Annotated in this window: 19 protein-coding genes; 8 read left to right on the top strand and 11 right to left on the bottom strand. The window is 51.6% G+C overall.

Going from position 1 to position 18,503, the window contains the following annotated elements:
* Nucleotides 1-77 precede the first annotated feature (77 nt).
* Together ACS5NO_RS00185 and ACS5NO_RS00190 are read left to right on the top strand one after the other, a co-directional pair.
* A complete protein-coding gene (locus ACS5NO_RS00185) occupies nucleotides 78-851 on the top strand; it encodes an SGNH/GDSL hydrolase family protein (RefSeq protein WP_439413345.1) in 774 nt (257 codons plus the stop codon).
* A gap of 109 nt (nucleotides 852-960) precedes the next feature.
* Nucleotides 961-1,605: a DinB family protein gene (locus ACS5NO_RS00190; RefSeq protein WP_439413346.1), complete on the top strand. Its 645-nt coding sequence runs from the start codon at nucleotides 961-963 to the stop codon at nucleotides 1,603-1,605.
* Between the two features lie 3 nt (nucleotides 1,606-1,608).
* Here ACS5NO_RS00190 and ACS5NO_RS00195 read toward each other — a convergent pair whose 3' ends face one another.
* A complete protein-coding gene (locus tag ACS5NO_RS00195) occupies nucleotides 1,609-2,031 on the bottom strand; it encodes an EamA family transporter (RefSeq protein ID WP_150877127.1) in 423 nt (140 codons plus the stop codon).
* Nucleotides 2,032-2,293: 262 nt separating this feature from the next.
* On the opposite strand from ACS5NO_RS00195, the gene ACS5NO_RS00200 reads away from it, so the two are divergent.
* Entirely contained in the window at nucleotides 2,294-2,656 is a 363-nt protein-coding gene (locus ACS5NO_RS00200) for a hypothetical protein (protein WP_439413347.1), read from the top strand.
* 137 nt (nucleotides 2,657-2,793) lie between these two features.
* Here the strand turns inward: ACS5NO_RS00200 and ACS5NO_RS00205 are convergent, their stop codons facing one another.
* The 3 genes from ACS5NO_RS00205 to ACS5NO_RS00215 are packed head-to-tail and all read right to left on the bottom strand — an operon-like array spanning nucleotide 2,794 to nucleotide 4,421.
* Nucleotides 2,794-3,150: a helix-turn-helix domain-containing protein gene (locus ACS5NO_RS00205; protein ID WP_439413348.1), complete on the bottom strand. Its 357-nt coding sequence runs from the start codon at nucleotides 3,148-3,150 to the stop codon at nucleotides 2,794-2,796.
* A complete protein-coding gene (locus tag ACS5NO_RS00210; RefSeq protein WP_439413349.1) occupies nucleotides 3,147-3,458 on the bottom strand; it encodes a type II toxin-antitoxin system HigB family toxin in 312 nt (103 codons plus the stop codon). Before ACS5NO_RS00210 ends, ACS5NO_RS00205 begins: the two co-directional genes overlap by 4 nt.
* A 51-nt stretch (nucleotides 3,459-3,509) precedes the next feature.
* The gene (locus tag ACS5NO_RS00215) at nucleotides 3,510-4,421 is read right to left on the bottom strand and encodes a carboxypeptidase-like regulatory domain-containing protein (RefSeq protein ID WP_439413350.1); all 912 of its coding nucleotides are present in this window, start codon (nucleotides 4,419-4,421) and stop codon (nucleotides 3,510-3,512) included.
* 107 nt (nucleotides 4,422-4,528) lie between these two features.
* Here ACS5NO_RS00215 and gcvT point away from each other — a divergent pair, with 107 nt between their 5' ends.
* From gcvT to ACS5NO_RS00230, 3 genes are all read left to right on the top strand, one after another.
* Nucleotides 4,529-5,623: a glycine cleavage system aminomethyltransferase GcvT gene (gene gcvT, locus ACS5NO_RS00220; RefSeq protein ID WP_439413351.1), complete on the top strand. Its 1,095-nt coding sequence runs from the start codon at nucleotides 4,529-4,531 to the stop codon at nucleotides 5,621-5,623.
* Nucleotides 5,624-5,734: 111 nt separating this feature from the next.
* Entirely contained in the window at nucleotides 5,735-6,451 is a 717-nt protein-coding gene (locus ACS5NO_RS00225; protein WP_439413352.1) for a 2-phosphosulfolactate phosphatase, read from the top strand.
* An 83-nt stretch (nucleotides 6,452-6,534) separates the two neighbouring features.
* Complete coding sequence (locus ACS5NO_RS00230) at nucleotides 6,535-7,716, top strand: ATP-binding protein (protein ID WP_439413353.1); 1,182 nt, start codon at nucleotides 6,535-6,537, stop codon at nucleotides 7,714-7,716.
* Nucleotides 7,717-7,856: 140 nt separating this feature from the next.
* On the opposite strand, the gene acpP is transcribed toward ACS5NO_RS00230, so the two are convergent.
* From acpP to ACS5NO_RS00250, 4 genes are all read right to left on the bottom strand, one after another.
* Nucleotides 7,857-8,096: an acyl carrier protein gene (gene acpP, locus ACS5NO_RS00235; protein ID WP_114406463.1), complete on the bottom strand. Its 240-nt coding sequence runs from the start codon at nucleotides 8,094-8,096 to the stop codon at nucleotides 7,857-7,859.
* Nucleotides 8,097-8,243: 147 nt separating this feature from the next.
* Nucleotides 8,244-9,542: a TolC family protein gene (locus ACS5NO_RS00240; protein WP_439413354.1), complete on the bottom strand. Its 1,299-nt coding sequence runs from the start codon at nucleotides 9,540-9,542 to the stop codon at nucleotides 8,244-8,246.
* 36 nt (nucleotides 9,543-9,578) lie between these two features.
* Nucleotides 9,579-11,153, bottom strand: coding sequence for a DHA2 family efflux MFS transporter permease subunit (locus tag ACS5NO_RS00245; RefSeq protein WP_439413355.1), 1,575 nt, complete (start codon nucleotides 11,151-11,153; stop codon nucleotides 9,579-9,581).
* A 1-nt stretch (nucleotide 11,154) separates the two neighbouring features.
* Nucleotides 11,155-12,240, bottom strand: coding sequence for an HlyD family secretion protein (locus ACS5NO_RS00250; protein WP_439413356.1), 1,086 nt, complete (start codon nucleotides 12,238-12,240; stop codon nucleotides 11,155-11,157).
* A 233-nt stretch (nucleotides 12,241-12,473) separates the two neighbouring features.
* Here ACS5NO_RS00250 and ACS5NO_RS00255 point away from each other — a divergent pair, with 233 nt between their 5' ends.
* Nucleotides 12,474-12,992, top strand: a complete 519-nt coding sequence (locus ACS5NO_RS00255; protein WP_439413357.1) for a MarR family winged helix-turn-helix transcriptional regulator — start codon at nucleotides 12,474-12,476, stop codon at nucleotides 12,990-12,992.
* 78 nt (nucleotides 12,993-13,070) lie between these two features.
* Nucleotides 13,071-14,426 carry an NAD-dependent succinate-semialdehyde dehydrogenase gene (locus ACS5NO_RS00260; RefSeq protein WP_439413358.1) on the top strand — a complete coding sequence of 452 codons (1,356 nt, stop codon included), beginning with the start codon at nucleotides 13,071-13,073 and terminating at the stop codon, nucleotides 14,424-14,426.
* A 3-nt stretch (nucleotides 14,427-14,429) separates the two neighbouring features.
* On the opposite strand, the gene ACS5NO_RS00265 is transcribed toward ACS5NO_RS00260, so the two are convergent.
* From ACS5NO_RS00265 to ACS5NO_RS00275, 3 genes are all read right to left on the bottom strand, one after another.
* Nucleotides 14,430-16,382 carry a sensor histidine kinase gene (locus tag ACS5NO_RS00265; RefSeq protein ID WP_439413359.1) on the bottom strand — a complete coding sequence of 651 codons (1,953 nt, stop codon included), beginning with the start codon at nucleotides 16,380-16,382 and terminating at the stop codon, nucleotides 14,430-14,432.
* Nucleotides 16,383-16,452: 70 nt separating this feature from the next.
* Nucleotides 16,453-17,763 (bottom strand): 30S ribosomal protein S12 methylthiotransferase RimO, encoded by a 1,311-nt coding sequence (gene rimO, locus ACS5NO_RS00270; protein ID WP_439413360.1) that lies wholly within the window; start codon nucleotides 17,761-17,763, stop codon nucleotides 16,453-16,455.
* 93 nt (nucleotides 17,764-17,856) lie between these two features.
* Nucleotides 17,857-18,498 (bottom strand): PH domain-containing protein, encoded by a 642-nt coding sequence (locus ACS5NO_RS00275; RefSeq protein ID WP_439413361.1) that lies wholly within the window; start codon nucleotides 18,496-18,498, stop codon nucleotides 17,857-17,859.
* Nucleotides 18,499-18,503 lie beyond the last annotated feature (5 nt).

Here is an 18,503-nt window from a genome sequence, read left to right on the forward strand (position 1 = left end):
CGACCATCTGCAACGCTCATCCGTGCGCTGGCGTAAGGACAGGAAAGAGAATACAACCTGACTACCGTACTAAACGAATGAGGATGCTGGTAATTGGCGGATGCCACACCTATGGCTATGGTGTGCGCCCCGGACAGAGTTTTGTGGAGCAATTTGGCCGGCGTCTGGAGCAGATCGGTGCGTATGTGGAAATTGATTATTACACCCCTTTCGACTTGCCCGTTGCCGGTTCGCTGGTGCGTAACCTGAATCTGGATCAGTACGACCTCATCTTGCTCCAACTGGGCAACTACCGGCTTCAGCATCCGTCGGCGTTTAAAACCCTCCTCAAAAACCGGATGCAGGCGGCTGGCCCGAAACCGGGCCCAATCAAGTGGACAACGCCTGTCCGGATTGCCACCTTGCGGAGTCAATCGCAGGCTCCCTTTCCAACCGGCCCGAATACCCTCGGCAAACGGCTAAAAACCGGCATTAAAATCATGGCGCTGAAAGCACTCGACATGACCCGGAACGTGGAGCGGCTGAACGAAGTAGGACAGCAATTGAGCGATGTTATGCATGCCCTGCACGCCCATCGCCGGAAAGTGGTTTTGCTGACTCCGTTTCCGCACCTCGACCCCGTCACGTACTGGCTCCGGCAACGGGGTCGGCAGCTATTTTGTCAGATTGGTCGGCAGAAGGGCGTTTCGGTGCTGGATACACACCTCTACATTCGCGCTCAGAAACAGTATTTCATCACCGGCGATTTGGGTCATCTGAACGCGATTGGTCACGAGTTGATCGGATTGTATCTGTACGACTTCTATCAGACCAGATTGCGGGAGTGTGCTGTTGAAGAGATACTTACGTGATCATTACCTGCGGTTTTGTGTAGAAAATAGAGAAAGATTGCGTAATTTGGGGTAGCCAGGCGACTGCTACCGCAGCCGGCTCACCATCTCACATGTAAACGCTACGGGTATGAATTCTCTCATTTCGCGTCGAACCTTTCTGAATGGTAGTTTAACGGCAGGGCTCAGCCTGCCGGGGCTGCTTTCTCCCACCGTCCACGGTTTTGCTCCGGAAGACAACCTGCTCGTGATCGGGCCGTTGAAGGGCTACAGTCCCCAAATTGGCACGCTCGTTTCGATGCTGAACTACAACCGGGACACCATCATCCGTTCGGTGAAAGGCATGACCAGAGCGCAACTCGATTTTCTGTTCGATGCCCACGCCAATACCATCGGCAGTTTGTTGCTGCATCTGGGGGCAACGGATAAGTTCTACCAGATCAATACATTCGAAGGACGACAGGAATTCAACGAGGAGGAAAAAAAGGAATGGGGGGCCGCGATGGCGCTGGGCGATGCCGGGCGGAAAGAGATCAGAGGCCACGAGGTGAATTATTACCTGGACAAACTGGCTGCCGTGCGCGATAAAACGCTGAACCTGCTCAAAACCAAAGATGATGAGTGGCTGCTGGCGCTCGACCCGGTTTGGTCGAAACAGCAACCTGTCAATGCCTACTGGAAATGGTTCCACGTCTGCGAGCACGAATCGAACCACCGGGGCCAGATTGCCTTTCTGAAAAGTCGCCTGCCCGGCGCGAAACCGGCGAAGGATTGAATGCTACTCCTTCGACAGGGCGATCAGTACGGCCCCACCGGCCATCAGGACGGCGCCCGCAATGACTTGCCAGTTGATTTTTTCTTTCAGGAAGATAACCGCCAGGATAATCGTAAACACCAGCGAGATTTTGTCCAGTGGAGACGTGCGGGAGGCATCGCCTAACTTCAACGCCCGAAATGTGAGCAGTGACGAGACACAGGTGATGATGCCCGCAGCGATCAGGTAAATCCAGACCCGCCGTTCAATGCGACTGACATCCGGCAGATTGCCTTGCCCGATCACGACGCCCCACGACACCAGGAGGATGCAAACCGATTGGATCGCAAACGCCAGGCTGGAATCGACCTGCTTGATGCCTGCTTTAGACAATGTCACTACGACAGCGGAAGCTAAAGCGGCCAGTAACGAAAAAACGATCCACATGAGTTGATAGAAGATAAGTATACCATCAGAAAGCGTTCGTTGAAGGAAAAGGATATAAAAACTGATTGAAAGGGTTTCCAGTTGGGCGGATTGTAAAAACTTGTTGCTCCAAAGTTTATAATATATCTAAAATATAAAAATTGGTCCGAATTAAGGCTATTTACATCGAAAAATCATTTTTTGTCACCTGAAAACCTGGAAATTTAAACAACTCTTGCTTTTAGTCGGTTGTATGATATAAATATACGATACAATCAACGCTATGAAAATCGCAGTAGAAGAAGGGCAGGACAAAGCGGTACTGGCCGATGGCCGGCAAACCGTTACGATCACGCACATTGAGGAGGGCGTTAGCGAACGCAAAGGCATTCCGTTCTTTGCCGTCCGGTTTGAAAACGAATCGGGTTACGTTTCCCACCGGTTTTATCAATCCCCGGCGGGTATGCCCGCGATCATCAGCCTGTTCGATCAGGTTGGGATCAAAGCCCAGGAAGGCAAAGAACTCGATACCAAACAGTTGATGGGGAAAGAATTAACGATCGAGGTGGGTGAGCGGTCGTATAGCGACCCCGAAACCGGGAACGAGCGCACCCTGAAACAGGCTGTTAACTTTCTGGCGAGTTGACGCTACGCCGGTTCTCTGATTGCAAACGCCTTGACCAATCGAGTCAGGGCGTTTGCTTGAATAAGGTAAAAGGAAATTGCCAGGGGTCTTCCGGTCGCATAACGATTAACTCCGCCTAATCAATAAGTGCTGTTTTCTTAAGCCAGCAATACACTGGCCGGTACTCCTAGCTCTTTGTGGAAAAATTTTGCCATAGCCAGCGTTAGCGGTTTACGCCGATTTAATACGGCTGAGATATAGCTCTTACTACCCAGTTTTCCGACAAAATCTTTATTCCTGACTCCTTTTTCTTCCATTTTTAGGCGAATAGCTTCAATAGGATCGGGAGCTGGAATGGGATGATGCTCATCTTCGTACGCTTTCACCAGCAATAATGCGACTTGCAAGGTTTCTCCCTCAGGACTATCGGGCCGCAATTTCTGATCAAATTGCTCGTCTACCCAAGCCATCACTTCGTCGTACTCCTGCTCGGTTTTAATGGGCTTCAGTTTCATAGTTTCTGGTATTGTACTGTTGTTACGTCAACCTTATCGTATTCTGCATGAGTGCCAAACCACTTGATTTGAATGGTTTTATAGTCGAATACCATTCGAACAACCAGCCGGTATTTATTGCCCATTATATTAAAAACTACCCGATCATCAGCAACAATACTAACAGAACCATAGACGGCTTTCAGTTCATTGAAGGTAGTAAATTCCCGTCCCTGTAGCTCTGCATACCATTGTTTCAGTGCGTTAGCGGCTTGTGGATATAGCCTGCAGTAATCCAATAAAGTTCGATGTGCTATGATGTTAAACATCTTCTTGTTGAAACAAGTTTACTCATAGTGAACAAAAATACATTAAGTATATCACTCCAGCGCAATCTTCGCCTGAATCACCGGATGCTCGCCCATTCCGACCCGCGAGAGGGGTGCGTTGCGTCGCCAGGTGCCGCCGTTAATGCGCTCCCAGTAGGTTGCCGTTCGTAGCTCCCGGTTAAAGGCCAGGTATTGCCCGAAACACTCCCGCACATTCTTCTGACCGTCCGGCATTTTGAACGAGGTCGCGAATTGATACCGGTCTTCGTTGGTCGGGAGCCATTCCATCGCGATGAAGAGACCTTCTTTCGGAAATTCAATCTGGTAGCGCGACAGATCGACCTCGCACCAGGCGTTGCCCCGCCGGGCCGCCGTCACTACGCTCTGAGGCAGCCGGTCCTCGCCCGGTTCGCCGTCCGCGTTGGCGTAAATGCGCACCCGAAACGGTGCCGTCGCCACACCCCCGCGTGCAATCAGATACGAAACCCGGTGCAGATACCCCCGAATGCCTTTGGTATTGCGGACGTGCAACGCAAATTCGATGTTCCGGCCCGAGCAGTTGCCCCAGACAATCGGCGCGCGCTTCCGAATGGCCCCAACGGCCACCACCTTCGGTTTTCGGCCCCGAACCACAATTTCGGTCAGCACGTTCGGTTTGGCCCGCAGCCGGTAAACCGCCGTGCTGTCCGACAAACCGGCCAGTGGCAGCAGCAGATTCTCAAAGCCGACGCAGCTAATCAGGAGCGTGTCGATGCCCTCCGGAATCGGGGCCGAAAACCGTCCCTGCGCGTCGGCGTAGGTGCCAAACCGGTGCTGTGGCTCGCTGATCAGCGCGTAGGAAACCGGCTGATTGGTGCTATCAACCTGAACTTGCCCCCTAATAGTCGTTTGAGCAAGCATCCATACAGGGCTGAATAAAAAAACAAAGGCAAACAGAAACCGGCAGCAGGTGGTCGTATACATGGAAAACCGTCAACAATTCGGTAGTTTTGTAATTCGGGTGAATGGATAAAGAGCGCGATCAATGCGTTGAACCGGAATCCGAATCGCATTCACAATTCTTCCGTTTTATGGATTTAAAGCACGTACCGCTCGAAACGATTCACGAACAACTCGGGGCAAAAATGGTGCCGTTTGCCGGATTTTTGATGCCGGTGCGGTATTCGTCCGATCTTCTGGAGCACCAGACCGTCCGCAATGCCGTCGGAATTTTCGATGTGTCCCACATGGGTGAGTTCATTTTGAAAGGTGAAAAAGCCCTTGATCTGATTCAGAAAGTGTCGGCCAATGATGCCTCGCTGCTCTACGACGGCAAAGTGCAATACAGCTACCTGCCCAATGATCAGGGGGGCGTGGTCGACGATCTGCTGATCTATCAGATTAACAAGTTAGAATATATGCTGGTGGTAAATGCGTCGAACATCGAAAAAGACTGGAACTGGATCCAGAGCCAGAACGATTTCGAAAGCGGTCTGGAGATGATCAACATCTCGGACGGCACCTGTCTGTTCGCCGTTCAGGGGCCCCTGGCGGCTCAGGCACTGCAACCGCTGACCAACGTCCTGCTGGAGTCGATGTCGTATTATACCTTCGAAAAAACGGATTTTGCCGGTTTTCCCAACGTCATTGTCTCGGCAACGGGCTACACCGGTGCGGGCGGTTTTGAAATTTACGTGGCCAACGAACAGGCCGAAGCTGTTTGGAATGCGATCATGAAAGCCGGCGAACCTTACGGCATCCAGCCCATCGGATTGGGCGCGCGGGATACGTTGCGACTCGAAATGGGCTATTGTCTCTACGGAAACGACGTAGACGACACGATTTCTCCGCTGGAAGCCGGTTTGGGCTGGGTGACGAAATTTACCAAGCCGTTTGTCAATTCCGAAAACCTGCAAAATCAGAAGAAGGACGGTTTGAAACGGAAACTGGTCGGATTTGAACTCATCGACCGGGGCATTCCGCGGAGCCATTACGAGCTTTGCGACGCTGATGGAAACCGCATCGGTGAAGTCACGTCCGGCACCCAGTCGCCCACGCTCAGCAAGGGCATCGGCATGGGCTACGTTCCGACGGAATACAGCAAACCGGGTTCCGAACTATTTGTCAAAGTCCGCGACCGGCTGTTGAAGGCGCAGGTCGTGAAATTACCTTTTGTAAAGAATTAAAGTCTGTTTACGGTTTTCAGTATTCGGTTTACGGTGGCTGACGCGTTAGACTTCGCGCGTCAGCCACCGTAAACCGAATACTGAAAACCGTAAACATTAAAAACCGCTATTTTGAAAACTATCGACGTCTGCCTGACTCCCGATTTACTCCACCTGCATGCCGATTCTCTCGAAAATTCAATTGTTGTCGTAGCGGACGTATTCCGGGCTACCTCGTGTATGGTGACCGCTTTTGCCCACGGCGTCAACAGCATCACGCCGGTGGCGACGGTTGAGGAGTGCAGCCAGTTGCAGGGCCGGGGCTATCTGGCCGCAGCCGAACGAAACGCCAAGAAAGTGGACGGTTTCGAGCTGGATAATTCACCGTTCAGCTACATGGACGAGCGGCTGATCGGCGCCGACATCGCCATGACGACCACCAACGGCACCTACGCCATCACACGCTCACGAAACGCGGTGAAAGTACTGGTCGGGTCATTCCTGAATCTGGAAGCGGTGGCGCGGTTTCTCCAGGGCGAACGCTACGACGTTCTGATCTTGTGTGCAGGCTGGAAAGGGCGCGTCAATCTGGAAGATACCCTGTTTGCCGGGGCGCTGATCGAGCGGCTTAAGGACGAATACATGGTTCCGGAAGACAGCGGGCTAATGGCCTTACGGCTGTATGGCCAGGCGAAAAACGACCTGCCTGCCTACCTGGCGCCGTCTTCCCACGTCCGGCGGCTCCACCGGCTCAGCATCCACAAGGACATTATCTACTGTTTGCAGCACGATCTATACGACGTCATCCCGGTTTTGCGGGGCAGTGCGCTGGTGAGTATGGAAGTGTAAATTCCGATATTTTGTCCAAAATTTTGGGGGTTATGCATTTTATCGGATAATTTGCACAAGTTCTGTGCAAATTATCCGATAAAATGGTTGAAAGAAGGATATACAGTTCTTTAGAAGCGCATCTTAATCGCAAACAGGTAACGGTTATTACCGGTATGCGACGCGTAGGGAAATCTACGGCTTTACGGCATTTGCTCAGCAAAATTCCACACGCCAACACGCTTTATCTGGATTTTGAACGGATAGAAAACCGTATCCTTTTTAATCAGAATTCTTACAATGATATTGAACGCGGACTCGTTTCACTGGGCTTGAGTCTGGATAAACCGGCGGTACTTGCTCTGGACGAAATCCAATTGGTTCCCAACAGCCCAAGTGTCATCAAGAGTCTTTATGACACCTACGGGATTAAGTTTCTCGTAACGGGTTCCAGTTCTTTCTATCTTCGTAATCATTTCGCGGAAAGCCTAGCTGGTCGAAAACAAATCTTTGAAATGAGCCCGCTGGATTTTGAAGAATTTGTGCGGTTCAAAAATGAGGATACCACCCTCCTGCAAACCGGGCGGATGCAGCCTTTTCTATTTACTTTTTACGATAAATGGAAAGGGTACTACGAGGAGTATCTTCGATTTGGTGGTTTTCCGGAAGTTGTGTTAGCCGATAGCGAAGCCGCAAAAACTGACTATTTAAAAGATGTATTAAATGCTTACATAGAGCTGGATGTCAGGCTGTTGTCAGATTTTAGTGTTAGTGATACACTTTACAAACTGATTGCCATGCTTTCGAGTCGGGTGGGGAGCCGTATTGATTATTCGAAGTTGTCGAGTCTCGTTGGGCTGAATCGAAATAAGTTGAAAGACTACGTGCATTTATTGGAATATACCTATTTTATCCAAACCACAACGCCTTTCACCAGTGGGTTGGATAAGGAGCTTTCCAAACAGCCCAAGCTTTATTTCGCGGATACAGGACTGCTTCAGACAATCGGCCAGGTGAGTGGTGGTCAGGTTTTTGAGAATGTCATTGCCAATCAGTTGGCCCGTTTGGGTAAGGTGCAGTATTACCAGCGAACCACCGGAATGGAGATTGACTTTGTGCTGAACCGTCAGACGGCCATTGAGGTGAAGGAAACCTGTACTCCGCATGATCTGATGACGGTAAATGAAAGGGCAAAGAGTATTAACTTAACTGAAAGCTGGCTGACGGGGCGATTCCAACCCGCCAGTGGGTTCGATCAGTTTGTTTGGGGCGGCTCAATCTTTTAGAAAGATCGTTTTCGCCCTATTCTGATAATTGTAGCAGTGCGCTGGTGAGTATGGAGGTGTAGCGCATAAAAACGAGCCGACGCGCGATTCCGGAAGGAGACGCGCGTCGGCTCGTTTCATATTCTATTTTTTAGTCTGGCTTAGTCCTGCATGGCAACGTGCTGCTCCGTCTGCAAATAGTCTACAACCCCCTGAAAAGTGGTCAGTTTCGAGTAATCTTCGTCGGGAATCCGAACACCGAATTCCTGTTCCAACTGCATGATCAAATCAACTGTGTCCAGGCTGTCGAGGCCCAGGTCGCGCGTAAAGTGAACGGTAGGATGAATGGCCGATTCCTTGATGCCGAAGTTCTTGAGGATGTTGGTTACGCGATCTTTCATAGTCGTAAACTGTTTTCAGGTTGTCTAGTCGTGCAGACGAGCATCTGCTGGTGTGTGAGAGCGGCTATTTGTGTACGTGGCCACGTTGAAAGAACCGTCTGTTTTCTTTTTTAGTTTGCCAGACAATCAACTTTTCGTTTCCGGTACCTATAAATTTTCGCCCAGTAATCGTTTATACTCTAAATGATTGAGCAATAGTTGGTACTGATAGTTTAATCGGGCCAGTTCCGCTTCTTCCACACCGGTTTCCGTGCTCTGCAACTCAACGGGTGTAATGACACCGGAAGTTAACCGGATCTGCGCAATTTCGAGCGCTTTCCGGGCTTGTAACACCTGCGTTTCCAGGTTCTGTAACCGTTGCCGGTTACTCCGAATATCGGCATTCAATTGTTCCAGACTCTGCCGCAACTGGGCGTTGGCGTTCTCTACCGCATACCGGCTGGCGTCCAGATTCAGACGGGCGGCCTGGTTTTGCAAGTTGTATCGTTTGCCGGCATAAATCGGTATTGTCAGATTGACCCCGGCGGCTACGTTAAACCTCAGCGCGCCAATTTCCGGTAAATACCCGTTTTTGTACCCCGCTGAACCGTTAAAACTCAGGTTAGGCCGTCCACTGCGGTCGTTGGCTAACACATCGGTTTGGGCCGCCCGTACCCGGTCTTGCGCTAGTTGTACTTCTTTATTTGTTGATTGAGCCGTTTGCAGGCTTCCTTCCAGTGTGAATGGCTGAACCTGCGCATCGAACTGGACGGCAACAGGGCTGATGGCCGGATTTGGATCGCCGGTCAGATACGTCAATAACGCCCGTTGCCGCTCCAGATTGTTTTGCAGATCAATTTTTCGATTCTGGGCGGTTTTCAACCGAACCTGCTGCGTCAGTAAATCATACTGCAAAGCCTCGCCATTCTGTAAGCGATTGGCAAAAATCTGAATATTGCCTTGCGCAACTTTAATAACCGAATCCTGAACCACCATACTTTTTTCCAGAAAACCGATGCCATAATAAACCGCAGCCACCTGATAGCCCAGGTTTTGCCGGGTCAGCTCCAGATTTCGGCGCAGCAACTGCACCTGATCGACGGCCTGTTTGATGCTGGCATCCGTCCGGCCAAAGTCATACAGGGTTTGCCCGATGCCAATGTTCGCATTGAGGTTGTGGTTGGGCTGAAACTGAATCGTGGCGTCCTGACCGTTAACCGGCAAGGTTGCCTTTGCTACGGGCGTAACATATTGATAAATACCGTTGCCGGTAATGTTGGGCTGGTAGGCCGAACGGGCAATGGCCACGTGTACCTCGCCCGCCCGGAGTTGTTGCTGTTGCTCTTTCAGACGCGGATAGTTGATATTGGCCTGATTGATAAGCCCCCGCAAGTCGTCTGGAATCGACTGTGCCCCTGCGGTTGCCGCAATCAGCGTGAGGAGAAAAAAGAGACTAAATGGTTTCATTGTGTTTTCGTATGAGATTCTTGATTGGTCGGCTGGTTAGTGGGCGGCATCGGCTGCGGCTTTGGCGGCTGCGGGGTCCATTTTTTTGTTCTGCATCAGAAATAACAACGGCAGGGTTACTACGAAAAAGAGCCCGGCGAGTCGGAACGTGTCCAGATACGAAACCATCAGCGCCTGTTTGGAAATCAGCGCATCCATGTTTCGGTAGGCGGCCGTAACGGAGTCGAACGCATTGACACCCCGGGACGCCAGGCTCTGGGCCATCGCATTCAACCGGTCGGTGGTCAACGCATCACCGGGTTGCAGGTTCGAAACCAGATCGTTGCGGTGAACGGCACTGCGCTGGGCGATGTACGTATTGGTGATCGCGACCCCGAATGCTCCGCCCAATTGCCTGACCATGTTGGTAAACGCAATACCGGTTGGCAATTCAGACGGTTTTAGGGTCGAAATTGACTGGTTGATCAACGGCGCATTGATCATCGCTAAACCGGCTCCGCGCACCAGCAATGCCCACGTAAAATCGCGTTCGCTGGCGTCGGCGTTGAGGTTCGACATCATGTAGCAAAACAGAATGAACGCCAGATAGCCGAGAATGGCGAAAATCCGTGGAGAAACGCCAGCCGCCATCGACCGACCGACCACCGGGAACATGATCAACGCCACCGCCCCGCCCGGAATCAGGATGTTCCCGGTTTTGGTTGCCGTATAGCCGACAATCCGCTGGGCAAACAGGGGAAACAGCAGAATCGAGGTGAACAAGCCGTAGCCGATGATGAACACCAGCACCGAACCGACGGCCAGATTGCGGTTTTTCACCACCCGTAAATCCATCACCGGACTCTTGGTTTTCAATTCCCACCACAGAAACAGCGGAATGGAAATGGCGGCTATGATGGTCAGGTACAGAATGGCGCGGTCGTCGAACCAGTCGTCGGCTTCGCCCCGTTCCAGCACATACTGCAAACTCCCGACACCGACGGCCAGCAACAGAATTCCAATCTGATCGATCTTGATCGTACTGCGATCGATGCTGTATTCAGACGGCTGTTTGTCGATAAAGGTCGAACACAGAAAAACCGCCAGAATCCCGATGGGAACGTTGATGAAAAACATCCAGCTCCAGTGGTAATTGTCGATGATGTAGCCGCCCAGGGTAGGCCCTAGGGTGGGACCCATCACAATACCCATCCCGAAAAGAGCCGAAGCAATGGCGCGCTGCGAGGGCGGAAACGCATCGTACATGATGCCCTGCGAGGTCGAGAGCAATGCACCCCCGCCGATTCCCTGCAAAAAACGAAATGCCACCAGCGTCCACAGATTGTCGGCAATCCCGCAGAAATAAGACGCAATCGTAAAGAGAATGATGGAACCGATGTAGTAGGTTTTCCGGCCAAAATAGTTCTGGAGAAAACCGGTCATCGGAATGATGATTACGTTGGCAATCGCGTAGGCCGTAACGACCCACGAAATGTCTTCAATCGTGACGCCGAGATTGCCCGCCATCTGGGTGATCCCGACGTTGACAATAGACGTGTCGATCAGCTCCAGAATGGCCGCCGACACGGTTGTGATGACGATAATCCACTTTTTGAATCCTGCTGATGCCATCTTATTGCACTTTCACGGCTACGTCCGTACTCAAACCCGCCCGCAGCAGATCTTTGTATTTCGCCGGATTTTCGATTTCAATTTTCACCGGAACCCGCTGGGTTACCTTCACAAAGTTGCCGGAGGCATTGTCGGCGGGCAGCAAAGCAAACTTGGCCCCGGTCGCTTCCGAGAGCGAAACGACCTTGCCTTTGACTTCCAGATCCGGGTACGCATCGATCTTCACGTCTACCGGTTGCCCGACGCGCATGTGTTGCAGTTGCGTTTCCTTAAAATTGGCTACCACCCAGAACGTCGAGTCGTTGACGATGGTGAACAGGTTCTGGCCGGGCTGCACATACTGACCAACCACCACGTTTTTCTTGCCGATCTTACCGGCGATAGGAGCGGTAATTTTGGCGTAGCCCAACCGGAGTTTGGCGTTGTCGATGGCGGCCTGTTTCACTTTCAGCAGCGCCTGCGCTTTCAGAATGTTGGCCTGGGCCTTCGCAATGGTGGCCTGCGCAACGGCTTCGGAGGTTTTGGCCAGCCCGATCTGCTGCACGTTGGCGTCGAATTGCCGGGCCTGAACCTCGGAGTTGTTGCGGCTGTCTTCCAGTTGCTTTTGCGTCAGCGACTGGCCTTTGTACAGATTTTCGTCGCGTTTGAGGTCGTTGGCGGCTTTCGAGACGCGCAGTGATTGCACATTGGCATTCGACTGGGTGACTTTCAGATTTTGCTGCACATTCCGGAAACTGGCCTGGGCATTTTGCAAATCGGCCCGGGCGGTTTGAATATCGGCCAGCGTTTGCTGGTAATCAGCCTCCGCCTGTTGCAGCGCCACTTCATATTCCTGCGGGTCGACGGTGATCAGCTCCTGACCGCGCCGGACGGCGGCATAATCTTCAATGCCAACCTGTTGCACATACCCGGCAACCCGCGCCAGAACCGGGGCCGTATTGCCCTCAATTTGGGCGTTATCGGTCGTTTCGTACTGTTGATTGTAGCGATACGATTGAAAACCGTAGAAAGCAGCCGCCACCACAACGACCAGCACGAGCAGACGGGGGAGATACTTTTTTACGGGTGTGGTTTGTTCTGTTGCCATTTTTAGGAAAAGTTATACGAATCTTGTTTTAGTAAACCAAGTTGACTAGTTTTGGGCAAAAGTAGAAGAAGTTTCGAGAATAGTCAACCTAATTGACTAGTTGTTTTCGCACTTTAACAGGATTTTAATAGCGGGCATCGGGGGCAATCCAACGACCGTTTACGCAGTAGATGCTCCTCACCTTGTGAAAAGTTTGTATCTTGTCGGCTCTGTAACGACGCAAAGGAAGACGTATGAATACCGAAGCGGTGGCGGTTGAAAAACCGTTTGATTTTCAGTTTTTTTACAAAGTGCGTGAGCGGACGTTGGGCCGGGTCATGTCGAAAATGAAGCGGTTTATAGGCCGGTATATTGAGCAACGGCTTCCTGAACTGGGTTTTCCGGATTTTAAAGCGAGTTATATTGCGTTTCTGGCCAATCTGGAGGAGGATGGCATTACGAACAATGAGTTGGCGAGACGGGCGGGCGTTACCAAACAGGCGATGAGCAAGGTCGTCAAGTTGCTGGAAGACGACGGCTATATTTATACGGTGAAAAACGAGCGTGATTCGCGTTCCAGCCAGATTTTTATCAACGAACGTGGCAAGCAGTTGATGGTAGCGGTTTTCAACTGCATGGAGGAGATTCGGGAGAAATTTGAGGTTATTGCCGGTCGCGAACGGGTCGAGCAAATGATCGATACGATGGTGATGCTGGTGCGGGAAATCGAGAAAGATACCGGCCCCTTGTCGGGGATTCACTGCGTACAATAACGGTTGATGCTGAAATTTTCACCCTAACTGGTCAGTCGGTTAGGGTATTTTTTTGTTTAAGAATAAAAACCACAGGCCATGAACTTTACATCCGTCAACCCCTATACCCAGAAAAAAATTAAGTCCTATCCGGCCCTGAGTGCACAGTCGCTCGACCGGAAAATCAAACAGGCCGACCGCGCTTTTACGGGTTGGTCGGCGCTTTCTCTGGAAGAACGTCTGGCTTATTTTCGGAAAGTAGCGGCTTATCTGCGCCAAGAAAAACAGCGCTATGGGGCGTTAATGACGGCTGAAATGGGAAAAACGCTCAAGGAAGCCGTGGCCGAAGTTGAAAAATGTGCCGTTGGATGTGATTATTACGTCGAACACGCACCCCGGTTTCTGGCTGATCTAACGATAAAGACAGAAGCTAAAAAGAGTTTTGTGGCCTACGAACCGCTGGGCGTGGTGCTGGCCGTGATGCCCTGGAATTTTCCGTTCTGGCAGGTATTCCGGTTTGCCATTCCGTCGTTGCTGGCTGGCAACGTCGGTTTGCTGAAACATGCCGCCAACGTCAGCGGCTGTTCGCTGGCAATTGAGGAAATCTTCCGGGCCTGCGACTTTCCAACCGGCACGTTTCAGTCGCTGCTCATCGAATCGAAAACCGTCGAAACCGTTCTGAAAGACCCGCGCGTGAAAGCCGTTACGTTGACTGGCAGCGAAAAAGCAGGGATGTCGGTGGCGTCAATTGCCGGTAGCCAGATCAAAAAATCGGTGCTGGAACTGGGCGGCAGCGACGCCCTGATTGTACTGGCCGATGCCGATCTGGAAAAAGCCGCCCAAACCGCCGTGCAGTCGCGGATGCAGAACGCCGGGCAAAGTTGCATTGCCGCCAAGCGGTTTATTGTCGAAAAATCGGTTAAAAAAGAATTTACAGAACGGGTTCTCAGTCATATTCAAGCCATTCAGCAGGGCGATCCGACACTGGAAACCACGACTATGGGGCCAGTGGCGCGGGTCGATCTGGCCGAAGCGATTGAGAGCCAGTGTGCGGAAACCGTTCGGCAGGGTGCCCGGATTCTGCATAGCGGAAACCGGGAGGGCTGCAATGTGCAACCGATTTTGCTCGATAAAGTAAAACCGGGTATGACGGCTTTCGATCAGGAAACGTTCGGCCCGTTGGCGGTTATTGTTGAAGCCAAAGACGAACAGGATGCGGTGAAGCTCGCGAATCGATCCAATTACGGCCTGGGATCAGCGCTCTGGACGAAGGATCTTGACCGGGCCGATCGGCTGGCGCGGCAGATTCAGGCCGGTTCGGTGTTTGTCAATTCGCTGATGCGTTCCGACCCTAGGGTGCCCTTTGGCGGGGTGAAACTGTCGGGATTTGGCCGGGAATTGGCGGACGTTGGGATGAAAGAATTCCTGAATATCAAAACCGTCTGGATGGAATAACGATCAGACCGCCACTTCTACCACCGTGCCACGATCGGAGTAAATCCGGAACTGACCGCCCAACTCCTCAGCACGTTTTTTCATGTTTTGCAACCCGTAATGGTTGTCGAGTGATTCGTCCTGATTCCAGGCCAAACCGTTGCCGTTATCGCTGACACTCAGTTGGAAAGAACCGTCGGGTTTGGCGAGCAGCAAAACCGTCACTTCCGTAGCCTGGGCGTGTTTGACCACGTTGTGCAGGGCTTCCTGCATGATCCGGAACATGTTCAGGGCCTGAACCGACGTCAGCGGCTGGGCGAGTTCGCCTTCCGTATGGATCGTAATTTGGAGGGGGTCCAGTTGCTGAAAATACCGGCTGACGTAGTGGTTGATCCGCTCCTCAAATTCTTCCAGCGTAAAACTCTCCTGGTGGATGGCCCAAATGGTATCGCGGAGCATCTTGATGGCTTCGCGCGTGTAATCGACGACAGAACGGAGCTGCGACGACAACGGCCGGGTGTTGGCGACCGGCTGTTTTTCGGCCTGACGCGCGATTTGCTGCAAACTGTTGACAATAAACGACAATTGCGCGCCCACGTTGTCGTGCAAGTCGCGGGCAATGCGCTCTTTTTCCTGAAAGGATTCATTTCTGAGCTGAAGCCCCTGCACGTGCGCTTCAAACGCCAGCCGTTGCTGCTGGGTGCGTTCTTCGCTGAGTCGTTCGTTGTGGTCGCGGATGAGTTTATACCGGTACGCCAGCCCGAAAGTCAGCACCATTACTTCAAACAAAGCTGCCAGGGCGAAATTCTCGTAGCTTTCCAGAAACGCGTAGGTCGGAAACAACTTGAGATTGCAGAGAATCACCAGAAAATTGAGGGTGTAAAACGGGCTGACGGCCACCAGATAAAGCCAGGCTTCCTGCACGCGATACCCCCGGATGAGGTTGATGACGATGAAAGCCCAGATGAGCGGCATCGGCAGCCAGTAAAAAACAATGAAAAGCCGCATCACCATCAACTCGACCAGGGGTGGAACGTAGGTAATCCATTCGACCAGCAAAGACGTCAAACAGAAGACGCCACCCACCAGCGCCACCGTTGCCACGCGATGCCACAGGCGACTCGGGGTTTTTTCCAGCGACAAAAATGACCGCACGAACAACAGTTGGAAGAAAAAGAGCAGCAACGGAAACACGAAATAGATGTTTCGGTTGGGCATCCGGAACTGACTGTCGAAATAGAACTGGTATAAAAAACCGTCGTTGATGAAAAAATACCCCGCCAGACCGATTACGCAAAGAATGTACTTCGCATAAATCCGGTCGAAGGTGGTCAGGTAAAAGAAAAAACTGATGGCGATGACGAACAGAAACACCGCAAAAATACCACCCCAGAACGCGTAATCGCCCAGAATGAAGGTGTCGAGCCCGCCTTGTGGCCGAATGGTGATCGGAACGACCTGGACGCCCCGGCTTTTGAACGACCGAACGTAACAGGTGACTTCCATCCCGGCAGGCAGCGTGAACGGAAACCAGTAATTGCGGTGGTAAACCATTTTTTGCGTAACAGGCGTTTTCCAGCCGTATACGGGGGAAGTATAAACGACCTTCTGCCCGTTGGTAATAAACAGTTGCAGGTCGTCGAAGGCCCAGAAATCGATTTCGCAAAACAGCGCCTGAATTTGATCGGATGTGTTTTTGAGCCGGAAGCGCACCCAGACCGGGTGTGAAAACTGGTTGCCGCTGCTGTAGCCAAAATTCGGAATGGGCGACGAACTGGGCTGAAACGCTGCGGCCATTTCCGGTCGCACGACCTGATCGATGGTTAGCCGATGAGCCGTATCCTGAACGAACCAGAGATCGTGATCGAGAACCAGGGTTTGATTACCGGATGAAACGGGTATGACGGGTTGGTCTGCCCGGACAAAAACCGGAGAGAATAGACAAAGAAAAACAACAAGCCGGTAAAGAGGAGCCATACCGTCGGGAAGGTTCGGCCCCAAATATACTGAAAAACCGGCTTGGTTGAGAGGGAGTTAGCGGTTTTTGTTATTCGGTTACGACGCCATATACGTCGAACTCATGGGCTTCTGTAATGCGGACCCTGGCAAAATCGCCCTGACGGACATATTGCCCTGCCGGAACAAGCACCTCGTTATCGACTTCGGGTGAGTCAAACTCCGTCCGGCCAATGAAAAAACCGCCTTCTTTCCGGTCAAAAAGCACCTTGTAGGTGTTGCCGAGTTTGGCCTGATTCAATTCCGACGAAATGCCCTGTTGCAGATCCATGATGGCGTCGGCGCGTTCCTGCTTGATGTCGGCCGGCACGTCGTCGGGCATCGTGTAGGAATGCGTGTTGTCTTCGTGGGAATACGTAAAAGCACCCAGCCGGTCGAACCGCATCCGTTCGACAAAATCGTACGTTTCGTCAAACATCGCTTCGGTTTCGCCGGGATGGCCGACAATCAACGTAGTTCGGAGCGCAATACCGGGTACTTTTTCGCGAATGGTGTCGATCAGGGCTTCGGTTTTCTCGCGGGTAATGCCCCGGCGCATGGATTTCAGGAGTTCGGTCGAGCCGGTTTGCAGCGGCATGTCGAGGTAGTTACAAACGTTCGACCGCTCGCGCATCACATCGAGCACATCCATCGGAAAACCGGAGGGATAAGCGTATTGCAAGCGAATCCATTCAATGCCTTCGACGTCGGCCAGGCGGTTGATGAGGTCGGCCAGCGTGCGTTTTTTATAAATGTCCAGCCCGTAATAGGTCAAATCCTGGGCAATCAGAATCAGTTCTTTGGTGCCGCGCCGGGCCAGCGACTGCGCTTCCTTGATCAATTCTTCCGCCGGACGCGAAACGTGGTGTCCGCGCATGAGCGGAATGGCACAAAACGAGCAGGGACGGTCGCAGCCTTCCGCAATTTTCAGGTACGCATAATGGGCGGGGGTCGTCAAAAGCCGTTCGCCCACGAGCTCGTGTTTGTAATCGGCTTTCAGCGTTTTCAGCAATCGGGGCAGTTCATTGGTGCCAAACCACGCATCGACGGTCGGCATTTCAATCTCCAGTTCATCTTTGTAGCGATGTGACAAACAGCCGGTTACGTATACTTTATCGACCACGCCAGCCTCTTTGGCATCCACATACCGCAGAATGGTGTTGATCGATTCTTCCTTTGCATTGTCGATAAAACCGCAGGTATTGATGACCACAATGTTGGCGTCGTCTTTCTTCGATTCGTGCGAAACGTTGTAGCCGTTGCCTTTCAGTTGCGTAAACAATACTTCCGAATCCACCAGGTTTTTCGAACAACCCAGCGTGACGATATTGATTTTATTCGTGCGTAATCCTTTTGTTTTCAAAGTAGTAGAATGCTAAGTACCCGGAGCGGTGACCGTTGTGGCACAACACCGGTATTTTGGGCAAAGTTCGGAAAAGTACAATTCAGGAGAAAGTTATGGGGCAACAATCCACGGAATTTTGTGCGGAACATACTGAATCGGGACGGTTTTGAAATAGTCGTCGATGGCGAAATCGAGGTAGCTTTTGTTTAGATTGAGGTAAACCGCATGGCCGTTCTTCAATTTGAAAATCAGATAACTGTAGCCAGCGACCATTTTGCTGGACTTTAGACCGGACCCGTGTTTTTCAATTTCCTGCACGTCATCGGCTGAAAATCGAATTATTTCCTCCGCCGTATCGATTGTCAGGCTTTTATCTGCTGGGTCAAGCGTAACGGTTTTGTTTCGGGTGATGAGCCAATATTGCCAATCCAGCTCAAAAACAGAAGCAATCAACCACAGAGCATAAAGACAAGTCGCAAACAATCCTAAACTGACCATCCAGTGCCAAAAGGAGTTAGAGGCTGGCATTAGTACAAATACACTGGCATAAAGCACACAGACCATACTCAGTGTAATAATCACATTTAGAATGTAATCAAAGCGCGTAAAGTATTCCCAGTCTTCGATTTTGTAGCTAACAACAATCACTAACGGCGATTCGTCGCCGATGGTTTTGGCGGTGTAGCGAAGCAACTTGTAGATGACCCAGGCGAAGGGAGCCAGCACCGAAACCGTGATCAGAAAAGCGTTCATGACGG

Origin of the sequence: Larkinella fluvii, assembly GCF_051857545.1 — a bacterium.
Taxonomy (GTDB): Bacteria; Bacteroidota; Bacteroidia; order Cytophagales; family Spirosomataceae; genus Larkinella.